Origin of the sequence: Glutamicibacter sp. BW80 (genome assembly GCF_002332385.1) — a bacterium.
GTDB lineage: Bacteria > Actinomycetota > Actinomycetes > Actinomycetales > Micrococcaceae > Glutamicibacter.
This window is the reverse complement of the sequence record NZ_NRGV01000008.1, coordinates 1-11,338: the sequence shown is the minus strand read 5'-3', so window position 1 is coordinate 11,338 and position 11,338 is coordinate 1. Positions and strand designations below refer to the sequence as shown.

General features: G+C 58.7%; 12 protein-coding genes, 1 tRNA gene and 1 pseudogene. 6 read left to right on the top strand and 8 right to left on the bottom strand.

The features are described from left to right. Window positions 1-36 precede the first annotated feature (36 nt). Window positions 37-717, bottom strand: coding sequence for a response regulator transcription factor (locus tag CIK76_RS01680; RefSeq protein WP_096283068.1), 681 nt, complete (start codon window positions 715-717; stop codon window positions 37-39). Further along, window positions 714-1,928 (bottom strand): ATP-binding protein, encoded by a 1,215-nt coding sequence (locus CIK76_RS01675; protein WP_096283067.1) that lies wholly within the window; start codon window positions 1,926-1,928, stop codon window positions 714-716. Before CIK76_RS01675 ends, CIK76_RS01680 begins: the two co-directional genes overlap by 4 nt. 191 nt (window positions 1,929-2,119) lie before the next feature. On the opposite strand from CIK76_RS01675, the gene phoU reads away from it, so the two are divergent. Together phoU and CIK76_RS01665 are read left to right on the top strand one after the other, a co-directional pair. Further along, window positions 2,120-2,773, top strand: coding sequence for a phosphate signaling complex protein PhoU (gene phoU / locus CIK76_RS01670; protein ID WP_096283066.1), 654 nt, complete (start codon window positions 2,120-2,122; stop codon window positions 2,771-2,773). Between the two features lie 339 nt (window positions 2,774-3,112). Continuing rightward, a complete protein-coding gene (locus tag CIK76_RS01665; protein WP_096283065.1) occupies window positions 3,113-3,460 on the top strand; it encodes a hypothetical protein in 348 nt (115 codons plus the stop codon). A gap of 104 nt (window positions 3,461-3,564) precedes the next feature. On the opposite strand, the gene CIK76_RS01660 is transcribed toward CIK76_RS01665, so the two are convergent. The 4 genes from CIK76_RS01660 to CIK76_RS01645 form a co-directional block, all read right to left on the bottom strand. Next, window positions 3,565-3,867, bottom strand: coding sequence for a DUF4193 domain-containing protein (locus CIK76_RS01660; RefSeq protein WP_096283070.1), 303 nt, complete (start codon window positions 3,865-3,867; stop codon window positions 3,565-3,567). A gap of 203 nt (window positions 3,868-4,070) precedes the next feature. Beyond that, window positions 4,071-4,817 carry a phosphoglyceromutase gene (locus CIK76_RS01655; RefSeq protein WP_096283064.1) on the bottom strand — a complete coding sequence of 249 codons (747 nt, stop codon included), beginning with the start codon at window positions 4,815-4,817 and terminating at the stop codon, window positions 4,071-4,073. A 117-nt stretch (window positions 4,818-4,934) separates the two neighbouring features. Beyond that, window positions 4,935-5,246: a DUF2516 family protein gene (locus tag CIK76_RS01650; RefSeq protein ID WP_096283063.1), complete on the bottom strand. Its 312-nt coding sequence runs from the start codon at window positions 5,244-5,246 to the stop codon at window positions 4,935-4,937. A 55-nt stretch (window positions 5,247-5,301) separates the two neighbouring features. Next, the gene (locus tag CIK76_RS01645; RefSeq protein ID WP_096283062.1) at window positions 5,302-6,459 is read right to left on the bottom strand and encodes a PLP-dependent transferase; all 1,158 of its coding nucleotides are present in this window, start codon (window positions 6,457-6,459) and stop codon (window positions 5,302-5,304) included. 145 nt (window positions 6,460-6,604) lie between these two features. Between CIK76_RS01645 and tmk the strand changes: the two genes are divergently transcribed. From tmk to CIK76_RS01625, 4 genes are all read left to right on the top strand, one after another. Beyond that, window positions 6,605-7,258, top strand: a complete 654-nt coding sequence (gene tmk / locus CIK76_RS01640; protein WP_096283061.1) for a dTMP kinase — start codon at window positions 6,605-6,607, stop codon at window positions 7,256-7,258. Beyond that, window positions 7,255-8,409 (top strand): DNA polymerase III subunit delta', encoded by a 1,155-nt coding sequence (locus CIK76_RS01635; RefSeq protein WP_096283060.1) that lies wholly within the window; start codon window positions 7,255-7,257, stop codon window positions 8,407-8,409. Before tmk ends, CIK76_RS01635 begins: the two co-directional genes overlap by 4 nt. A gap of 48 nt (window positions 8,410-8,457) precedes the next feature. Continuing rightward, complete coding sequence (locus CIK76_RS01630) at window positions 8,458-9,996, top strand: alpha/beta hydrolase (RefSeq protein ID WP_255248308.1); 1,539 nt, start codon at window positions 8,458-8,460, stop codon at window positions 9,994-9,996. 84 nt (window positions 9,997-10,080) lie between these two features. Beyond that, a tRNA-Thr gene (locus CIK76_RS01625) sits at window positions 10,081-10,152 on the top strand. Between the two features lie 310 nt (window positions 10,153-10,462). Here CIK76_RS01625 and CIK76_RS01620 read toward each other — a convergent pair. Together CIK76_RS01620 and CIK76_RS01615 are read right to left on the bottom strand one after the other, a co-directional pair. Beyond that, window positions 10,463-10,714, bottom strand: a pseudogene (locus CIK76_RS01620) (integrase core domain-containing protein); the annotation flags it as partial. Between the two features lie 188 nt (window positions 10,715-10,902). Beyond that, the gene (locus tag CIK76_RS01615) at window positions 10,903-11,304 is read right to left on the bottom strand and encodes a hypothetical protein (protein ID WP_141393429.1); all 402 of its coding nucleotides are present in this window, start codon (window positions 11,302-11,304) and stop codon (window positions 10,903-10,905) included. Window positions 11,305-11,338: the final 34 nt, after the last annotated feature.

Below are 11,338 nucleotides of genomic sequence, written 5' to 3'. Positions count from 1 at the left end.
GTCTCCATGAAAAATCTGGGCTAGTTCAGTGACGGGCTAAGCGACGAATTTGTATCCGAGCCCGCGTACCGTCACCAGATGCTCTGGGACCGCAGGGTCTTCCTCGATCTTCGAACGCAGACGCTTGACATGCACGTCGAGGGTTTTGGTGTCCCCCACATAGTCGCTGCCCCAGACCCTGTCGATCAGCTGGCCACGGGTCAGCACACGACCTGCGTTGCGTAATAGCATTTCGAGCAGCTCGAATTCCTTCAACGGCATCGCGACCTCGGTATTGCTGACCGAAACCACATGGCGTTCGACATCCATGCGCACAGGTCCGGCGGTGACCACATTGGTGATCAGCTCCTCGACTTCACCCTGTCGGCGCAGCACCGCACGAATGCGGGCCAGCAATTCACGCGAGGAGTACGGCTTGGTGACGTAGTCATCCGCGCCGAGCTCGAGACCCACCACCTTATCGATCTCGGAGTCCTTGGCGGTGAGCATGATGACAGGGACCTGGCTGGTGGCGCGGATCTGGCGAATCACCTCGGTGCCCGGTTGTCCGGGAAGCATCAAGTCCAGCAGCACCAGATCGGCGCCGTGGCGCTCAAATTCGGTGACAGCCACAATACCGTCGTCGGCGATGCGCACCTCAAAACCTTCACGTTCCAACAGGTAAGAAAGCGGGTCCGAGAGCGACTCTTCGTCCTCAACGATCAATATGCGGGTCATCGGCGTCCTCCTTCACGATCCGCCACACGCGTGGCGTTCGCTTTATCCTTCGTCGTATCGGTGGCCAATTCCGATGGCTCGGCCCCTTCTTCATCCACTATGGGAAGTCTGAGTGTGAACGTGGAACCCTGCCCGGGCTGCGACCACAGCGATACCTCGCCGCCGTGGTTGGCCAGCACATGCTTGACGATGCTCAGCCCCAGTCCGGTACCGCCGGTCTGCCGTGAGCGTGCTCCATCCACCCGGTAAAAGCGTTCGAAGACGCGCTCCTGCTCTTCGGCGGAGATGCCCGGGCCCTGATCGGTGACCGAGATCTGCGCGTAGCCGTCACGCTGGCGCAGCCCCACACCCACGGTGGTGTTTGGCGGTGAGTAGCGGATCGCGTTGTCGATAAGGTTGCGCAGGGCAGTCATCAGCAGATCCGCATCGCCGTATATCGCGGCATCGAGATGACCGCCCACGGTAATGCTGATTCCCTTTTCCTCGGCAAGCAGCTTGTTGCGGTCAACCGCCTCGCTGATCACCGATTCGATGACCACGTCGGCCCCGTACAGGATGGAGTCGCTGGACTGCAGCCGGGAGAGTTCGATGATGTCCTGGACCAGTGCGGCCAGGCGCCGGGATTCCTTCTGCATCCGAGTGGAGAAGCGGCGTACCGCTACCGGGTCATCGGCGCCGTCATTGATCGCCTCGGCCAGCAAAGACATCGCGCCCACCGGGGTTTTCAACTCATGCGACACGTTGGCCACGAAGTCATTGCGCATGGCCTCGGTGCGGGTGATCTCGGTGCGGTCATCGGCGAGCAGCAGGATGTACTCATCACCCAACGGCGCGACACGTACGTGCACGATCAGCTGTCCGGCGCCCAAGGTTGCCCGCTGCAGCTCGTACTGGCTCTCGGCGATCACCCCGTCGGCGCGTACCTGACGCACCAGCGTCGCCAGCTCCTCGTGGACCAGCGTATGCCCGCGTACCAGCCCGTAGGCATAGGAGGCGGGGTTGGCGCGAACCACTCCATCCACGTCGTCCAGGATCACGAACGCGCGGCCAATGACCGAAAGCACCGAGGCGGCACCTTCGGGCAGCACCGGTTCGTCAACATCGGGGAGGCCGGAGGCACGCCGCTGCGAGAAACGGTAGGCGGCTAGCCCGACAAGTCCCAAGGTCAAACCGAGCAGGCCGGCGAGCAGGGTCGAAATTACTTCGTTCACATAATCAGACTAGCTTCCAACGCACTGGGGGCTGGTCTCAAATGACGCGAAATAGGACTTTTCGCTATCCTATTCACCAAACGTTCACTTTCCGTGGGATATTCGTTAATAACCCGCTGACAAGGTGGAGGCAGACCCTCCGTCATGCCCAAAACCAGGGTGTGGGATTCCGTAACTCGAAAGGACCTTCAATGCGCAAGGTATTTCAGGCAGATCTGCAGCAAATCGGTGAAGAGCTGATCGAGATGTCCAAGCTGGTCGCCACCGCGATGGACCGTGCATGGGAATCGCTGGCAAACGCCGATGTTGATATGGCTCAGGAAGTTATCGCAGCCGATGCGAAGATCGACTTCCTGCAGAACCAGCTCGACGAGCGCGCCATCGACACCTTGGCACTCCAAGGGCCGGTGGCTTCGGACCTGCGCATGATCGTTGGCTCGCTGCGCATGAGCGCTTCGCTAGAGCGCATGGGAGACCTGGCGCGGCACTTAGCCCAGCTAACCCGCCTGCGTTTCCCGAACCCGGCGATCCCCGCGCAGATTTCCGACACATTCGCACAGATGGCAGAGATCGACATTCAGATCGCCAAGGAAGTCGGCCAGCTGCTCGAAACTCGTGACTTGGCAATTGCCCGGGCAATTATCGAATTGAACCACAAGCTGGACGGGTTGCATGCCAGTGTGTTCACCGTGATCGCCGACGATGCATGGGAGGAGACGGCGCCGACCACCGTGGATGTGTCGCTCACCAGCCGCTATCTCGAGCGCTTCGGCGACCACGGCGTCTCCGTTGCCCGCAAGGTGACCTACTTGGTAACCGGCGAATGGGATCCAGCAGAGTTCTAAGCTCCGCAAGTTAGCGCACTAGCGCCGACATACGTCGATGGCCTTGGGCCGGTGATTTTCTCACCGGCCCAAGGCCATTTTTGCGGGCGTCAAAGTCTATTGCCTACCGCTAGTCACGTTCCAGGGCAACAGCCCTGCCTGGCGGTTCACAGAAATATATAGTCACTACGAGCTACATGGCCAATTACTTCCTATTAAGCATTCGCAGAGCAGGAAAATTCCAGTGGCGAGTTCTTTGCCTTCCCTGGAATTTATGAGGTCAAGGGAAAGTCCACGGACTTCATCGCCGCATCAACCGAACCGCTTCGCCTCACCTCCAGCGTTGACGGCAACGCACATGTGGAGATTCCCCAGGAGCTATCTTCCGCCACGAACGAACTCGCGTTGAAGGCCGTGCAGGACTTCGCAACGGCGTGTGTCACGCCTCCTACGAATATGGCGGATGGCTGTCCCTACGAGCTACGCCAGAAAGATCTCGCATCGATGAAGTTGACGGAGCCGGCCGGCGGCCTGGAAAGCCTGAGCCAGAAGAGTTTCATCGCGCAAAGCACCAAGTTCAAGTACAAGAAGAACGACACCGAGTACTACGAATACGAAACGAAAGATCTGGAGACAACCTTCCGCGGCACTATCGAGTGGGATAGCGGAACCCCTAAGGTCGCCAAAATATCTAGTGGTTGGTTCTAAGCGACCCGAGAGTCAGAAGATAACGCATTAAGGGTGGGACACNNGTGTCCCACCCTTAATGCGTGCGTCCCCCGGACATGCCGGAGGCTAGAGTATTTCCGGCTTTAGCCTTCGCACTCGACGCAGAAACCTACAATGCCCTCTTCACGAACTAGCTGTGAGCGGTGGCGGATCAGGAAGCACGAGCCGCAGATGAACTCGTCTTCCTTCTGCGGGACGACCGTAACGGTCAGTTCCTCATTGGACAGGTCTGCGCCTGGAAGGTCCATGCCGTCGGTGTGATCGGCCTCGTCGAGCTCTCGCACGACGCTCTTCGCGTCTGGTGCGTTTGCGGACTTAACCGCGTCTAGAGAAGCCTTGCGCGCCTCGGCAACGTCCGGGCGGACTTCATCGTAATCAGTTGCCACGAATTGCATTCCTAACGTGAGCCATTGAGCCTATTCGAAATAGGAGATTACAGCATACTAATGCCAAAAACACAATCCTGTGTCGTTGTTTCGCTCACAGCCTGACATTCATTTGAACTTTGCGCTTAAGAAACGACGAGGCGCACCGCTGCCGACACCCAAAAGTGCCGGCGCTGGTGCGCCCCATAAAAACTCAGAACGTACTACTTACGCCCCTGATTCGCGACTGCCTTGATCGCGTCTGCGGCAGCTTCCAGATCCAGATAGGTTCCACCAGCGGTGATTGGCTGGAAGTTCTCGTCCAGTTCGTACACCAGCGGAATGCCGGTCGGGATGTTCAGCGAGGCAATGGCCTCGTCGCTGATGCCGTCCAGGTGCTTGACCAGCGCACGCAGCGAGTTGCCGTGCGCGGTGACCATGACGGTCTTGCCTGCGGACAGGTCCGTCTTGATCTCATTCTCCCAATACGGAAGCATGCGCTCGAGCACGTCTTTGAGGCACTCGGTGCGTGGCGCCTGGTCACCCAGGTCCGCGTAACGCTCGTCAGTTGCCTGGCTGAATTCCGAAGCATCGTCCAGGACCGGCGGCGGGGTGTCGTAGCTGCGGCGCCACAGCATGAACTGCTCTTCGCCGAACTCGGCCAGCGTCTGCGCCTTATCCTTGCCCTGCAACGCACCATAGTGACGCTCGTTCAAGCGCCAGCTGCGGTTGACCGGGATCCACGAACGACCAGCCGTTTCCAGTGCGAGGTTAGCGGTGGTGATCGCGCGGGTCAACAGCGAGGTGTGAAGCACCTCTGGCTTGTAGCCGGCTTCAGCCAGCAGCTCGCCGCCACGAGCGGCTTCGGCCCGTCCCTTTTCGGTCAGGTTCACGTCGTACCAACCGGTGAACAGATTCTTTTCGTTCCATTCGCTCTGCCCATGGCGAAGCAAGATCAAAGTATGGGTCATACATTCCATCCTATCCAATGCGATGCACCGCGTAGCCGAAAGTTAAGACATGTCAGCAAAAAACAACGCCTCGGTCTTCGCATGACGAAGTCCGAGGCGTTGAAAAGCTTGTTGGCCTTAGTTGTACCAGTTGCCGCTCTGGCCGCTGACCGCGGGCTTGACATCTGCCAGGTAAACGCAGGCTACACAGGCCGCGATCAGCTGCAGGAAGCCGCCACTGCTGGCTGGGCCGGAAAGCACCATCAGCACCGAAATGATGGTGGCGCCGCCGGTCAATGCCATCCACCAGCCCTTGGTGCGTTTACCTTCTTGGGTAAACCGCGACGCCTGATGGCGCAGGCAATCGATCAATGCCCAGACGGCGACCACGCCGACAACAATGCTGAGCGCATACATCAAGTACATCTCGATTATTCGTGCCAAGTCCATATCTACACTCTACCTTTCTCTCCGGCGCGTCCCCCGGCCTACGGATCGTGAGTCTTCAGATTCGTTCAAGGGCTCCGGAAAGATCCCGCCACAGATCCTCCACGGCTTCGATACCCACCGAAAGCCGGATCAAGTTTTCCGGCACGGTGGCGGGTTCATTCGCGTGGCGCGCCCGGCGCTCGGCCAGAGTTTCCACTCCGCCCAGCGAGGTGGCGCCGGTGATCAGGCGGAGCTCTTCGATCATCCGGTCCGCGTCCTTGGCGGTTGAACCTGCGGTAAATGAAATCACCGAACCATAGCCGCTCATTTGCTCGGTGGCCCGCTGATACCCGACATCCGTAGGCAGACCGGGGTAGCGTACTGCGCTCACCTTCGCGTGCGCGGCCAGCCGCTCGGCCAGGATTTGGCTGTTTGCCTGCGAGCGTTCGAGCCTGACCGACAAGGTACGCACCCCTCGCAGGGCCAGGAACACGTCCATTGGCGAGGCGATGGCTCCATGCAAGGTGCGGTGCCCGTGCAGCTTGCTATGCAATTGCCCGTCGTTGGTGACCACCGCGCCGAGGATCAAGTCCGAATGACCCGACAGATATTTGGTCACCGAGTGGACCACTAGATCCGCTCCCAAGGTCAAAGGCTGTTGCAATAGCGGGGTGGCAAAGGTGTTGTCAACGATGCTGAGCACACCCGAGGTCTTGGCTGCCGCCAACAGCGCGGGAAGATCCGCAACCTCAAGCATCGGATTTGTTGGAGATTCCAGCCACAGCACGTCGGCACCGTCCATCGCGCGCAGCACCTGATCGGTATTTGCCACATCCACAGCTCGCACGCTGAAGCGTCCGGCTGCCTGCAGTTCAGCGCTCAACCCCAACGAACCGTTATAGGAATGCTGCGGCAAGACCAGCACGCCGCCCTCGGGCACCAGGGTCAGCGCCGCAGAGATCGCCGCCATACCGGAAGAAAACACTAAGGCCGGATATTGTGCCTGCTCCAATTGACCCAAGACTTCTTCGAACGGGTCCCAGCTGGGGTTGGAGAACCGGGCGTACACGCGGTCCCCGGCGCCGGCGAGCCCGTGCGAGTGGTAGGTCGAGGTGAACGTGATCGGATGATTCACCGGGCCGTCATTGGTGTGCGCAGGACGTCCCCCGGCCACGATAAGCGTCTTCGGGTCCCAAGTTTGTGCTTCGGCAGCTGATTCTGGCAGTTGGCTCATGAGCACCAGATTACGCCCGCATAGCAGCGCAATGCACAAGCGTTTACGTGCATGTCCGCCCGTGTTACCCGGCTTGTTCGTCACTCTTGGCCAGAAGCCCGGGAATCTGTCCTTTTTCCCGACCCCGGTTAGTTAGGGTAGAGGTGTGAGTATCGATTCGACTGCATCCCAGCGCGGCCTGTTTATCGTCTTTGAAGGCGGCGACGGCGGCGGCAAGTCCACGCAGGTGGCCATGACCCGTCAGTGGCTGGAAAATCGTGGTGCCCGCGTAGCGACCACAAGGGAACCCGGTGGTACCCAAATCGGCGAAAAACTACGCTCCTTGGTGCTCGAACACGGTCACGGCGACATCGATTCACGCACCGAGGCTCTCATCTATGCGGCGGCCCGCGCCGCCCACGTGCAACAGCTCATCGCTCCAAAGCTCGCTGAGGGTACCCACGTGATTTGCGACCGATTTGTCGACTCTTCGCTGGCCTACCAGGGCATGGGCCGCTCCCTCGGGTTTGCTGCTGTCTCGGCCATCAATGACTTTGCGACCACCGGTTTGAAACCAGATGCCACGATCATCCTCGATATCTCTGCCGCGGATGGTCGCGCTCGGCGAATCGCTGCCAGCGGCGGGGTGGAGGAATCGGACCGGCTGGAAGCCGAACCAGATGATTTCCACGAACGCATCCGCGGTGCCTTCCTCGAACTTGCCGCCAAGGATCCACAGCGTTATCTGGTGGTCGATGCGACAGGCAGCGTTGAGCAGCTCCAACGGGAAATCACGACGCACCTTGCAGGTCTGTTGTGAGCCGGCCGGTATTTGCCGAGCTCGCCGGTCAGCAGCGTGTGGTCGACTCGCTGATTTCCGAGGTTGATCAAGGTAACCCCACACACGCTTGGCTGGTGACCGGTCCTCCAGGTTCTGGAAGGACCACCGCGGCCCGTGCGTTCGCCGCGGCCTTGCAATGTACGCAAACTCCAGCCGGCTGCGGACAGTGCGATGCATGCAAGAAAGTAATGGCGGGCAACCATCCAGATGTTTCTTTCGTTTCCACTAGCAAGGTCGCCTATCAGATCGAAGATGTCCGGCATCTGATCACTCGCGCCCAAGAACGTGCCGGTAACGGCAAATGGCGCATCATCATCATCGAAGATGCAGACCGCATGACCGAACGCACCACCAATGTGCTGTTGAAGGCCATCGAGGAACCGCCAGCACAGATGATCTGGATCCTCTGTGCACCCTCGCCGGCCGACGTGCTGGTGACCATCCGCTCGCGCTGCCGCGCGGTCAACCTGTCGGTACCTGCGGCCGCGGAGGTGGCCGAACTTTTGGTGCGTCGCGACGGCTTGGAACAGGAGATGGCAGAGTTTGCCGCGCGAGTATCGCAGTCCCATATTGGCGTTGCCCGTATGTTGGCACGAGATGAAAAGGCTCGCGAGCGTCGTGAAAAGGTCGTCACGCTGCCGCTGCGGCTCTCTACCCTCCCCCACGCGATGTCTGCCGCGGCAGACATCTCTGCGTTGGCTAGCGAGCATGCCGAAGCCATGACCGGTTCGCAGCTCAACGCGCAGGTTGCCGAGCTTCGCCACGCAAATGGCTTGGGCGAAGAGGAAAATATTCCTCCGGGACTGCGCGGGCAGTTCAAGGCCCTGGAGGAAAATGCCAAGCGTTTCGCCAGGCGCGCTACTTTTGATTCCTTAGACCGCACTTTGATAGACCTGACGACCTTTTTCCGAGATGTGCTTAGCTTGCAGCTGCATTCGGGTATAGATCTCATCAACGAACACCTCCGCTCGAAGCTAGAAGCCTACGCAGCGGCGCAACCCAGCGAGAAGACACTCGCCCAGCTTGATGCAATCAACGAAACGCGTCAGCGCTTAGCTGCCAACGTAAATCAACTGATCGCCCTTGAGGCGCTCATGGCCCGGCTGCTTCCAAAGCCAGGCCGTCGCTAGATCAGCAGTTGCCACAACCGAAACCCAACTTCAACAGGAGACGCAAAAGTGACTGCACGTAATTCCCTGCTCCGGTTCGCGTCACTGGGCGCGGCGTTGTCCCTCGCCTTGGTTTCCTGCGCTGGCTCCGGGCCGAGCGATACCGAAGCGGCCCCCTCGGCCACCAATTCCCAGCCTGCTGCGGCTCCTGAAGCCCAGGGCGAACTCGCCAAATACTACGATCAAGACGTGACGTGGGAACCATGTGGCAGCACGGTGGAGTGCGCGACTATCCAGGTGCCCTTGGACTATGAAAACCCCGGGCAAGAGGACATTGACCTTGCGCTGAATCGACGTGCTTCGGAAGGTGCGAAACGAAACCTCCTGGTGAATCCCGGCGGCCCGGGAGGGTCAGGCCTCGGCATGGTCACCGATAGTGTGCCCCATATTTTCAGCAATGATCTGCAGCGTGAGTTCAATACGATCGGTTTCGACCCACGTGGCGTAGGCAAGAGCTCCCCGGTGAAATGTCAGACAGATGAGCAAACCGACCTGAGCCGGCAACAGAACTTACGCGCATGGGTTCCTGAAGACCGAGAAGAAATCATCAAGCAAACTAGGGAATACTCCAAGGAGTGCGCGCAGAATACCGGGGATTTGCTAGGACACGTGGACACCGTTTCGGCGGCTAAAGATCTGGACATCATCCGGGCCGTCCTTGGAGACGAAAAGCTCGATTATCTCGGCTTCTCCTACGGCACATTCCTCGGTGCCACCTACGCGGAGCTCTTTCCGCAGCGGGTTGGCGGGTTCGTCTTAGACGGCGCCATGGATCCCGCAGTTTCATCCGCCGAGGTGAACAGGGCACAGGCCGTGGGATTTGAGCGAGAAATCGATGCCTGGCTCGAAAGCTGTCTGAAGAGTGAAGAATGCCCATTTGACGGGACTCTTGAGGAAGCCAAGGTGCAACTGCAACTGTTCTTTGCTCAAATCGAAAATGAACCTCTCGTGTCCAGCGACGGCCGAACCGTCCCGATTATCGATTTCATCAACGGCTTCATCGTTCCGCTTTATGACAATTCGAGCTGGCCGATCCTGACCACTGCCATGCGTGAAGCTATGGAAGGCGATGTAGATCAGGTCTTGCTCTTTGCAGACCTCGCCAGCGACCGAAGCCAAGATGGCACCTACACGTCGAATTCGTCCGACGCGTTCGTGGCTATCAATTGCCTGGACCGGCCAATGGATGCAGACCCAGCCACGATGCAGACCGAAGCCGAAGAGCTAATGCGCGTAGCACCCACCCTAGGGAAATATCTTTCCTACGGTGCAATCACCTGCAACGAGTGGGAGCATGACGCGACTGGACTGCCTGCAGAGCTGCAGGCGCAGGGCTCCGGCGAGATCTTGGTGGTCGGAACAACCGGGGATCCCGCGACGCCTTACGAATGGTCGCAGTCGCTGGCCTCGCAATTGTCCAGCGCGACGTTGCTGACTTTTGAAGGGCATGGCCACACCGCCTATGGTCGTTCGAATGACTGCGTCACCGAGGCGGTTGATGCTTACTTAATCGAGGGCAAGGCGCCCGAAGACGGCACCGTGTGCTGATTCTAAAGCTTCACAGGAACAGCTCGTTTTGACGATCTCTCGAGTACTCAGATAAAGTAACGAGGTGCCTGTTTTCAGGTATCGGCCTCCTTAGCTCAGGGGTAGAGCAGCTCCCTCGTAAAGAGCAGGTCGGCGGTTCAAATCCGCCAGGGGGCTCGGCCAAACGCCCTTGTCAGAATCATTTATGGTTTCGGCAAGGGCGTTTTTTGGGCCCAAAATCTGGTCTTGTGTGTGCAATGTGTGAACATCGGTGCTTTTTGCACCCATCAGCTGCGACACCTTCGACGTTGCCTTGCGTGAAACACTCGGCATCAGATGTCCATAGAAGTTGCTCGTTACCGCGATGGTCGAATGGCTCAGCCGCTTGGAAATAATCATCACCTCAATTCCCGCTTGCGCCATGAGCGCGGCGTACTTGAGCTGGTAAAGTTTCTGAGACACGATCTTTGATCGTTTCTTATTAAACTCAGGCCACGAGGGCCAAAGAATACTGCCCCCAATACCAGTCGAGGAGCATCTGAGGGCTCAGCACGCCATTGCTCGTGTGCGGACTCTTCCTGTTGTACCAAACCTCGATGAACTCCAAGGCCGCGGTACGTGCCGCAACCCGGCTCGTAAACGCCCGATGACGGTACATCTCGTTTTTGATCGTCGAGAACGCCGACTCGACAACGGCGCTGCCCCAAAGTACTGCACCTATGCGGTGGACGGTAACGCCGGAGAGCTAACATGGGGAACGCTAACTTCCTACATTTACGCGGCAACTGGCTGGCATTACATCCACCGCCTCCAAGCTGGCTTTCCCGCGGGATGGCCGAAGCTATCCCGCGGTGGGTGAATAGCGTTCGCTAGAAAACCAATCGGTCCGGTCTGATCTTCTCGATCTGGCCGGGCCGATTTTTCTATTTAAGATACTCGCGTGAGAGTGGCTTCTATCTTCTCGAATTCGTTGATAGCGGTAATCGTATTGACCTCTTTCGCCCCGGTGAGAATGCTAGAGGCGACCATGCTTAGGCTGACTTTCGAGTGAGCACCGTCTTTAGTGCGCACGATCAATACGCCCTCTTCGGGGGATTCCCACGAGTCAACGAAATAGGCTGGCGCGCTGAGTGCTTCGATGCTACTGGCGCTGTTGTAACTCAGCCAATCGTTTATTTGCTCATCTGCCCACACCTGCCTAACGTCCTCGACAGCTACGGGTTCCGCTGCTGGCATGACCGAGGGGCCGGGAGCAACTTCTAAAGCGTTTGGAGCACAACCGGTAAGGGCGAGAGCGGCGATTATAACGAGCGGGGCTAGATTCTTCACGCGGTAACCTCCTAAGCTTGCTATTTAACCTTTT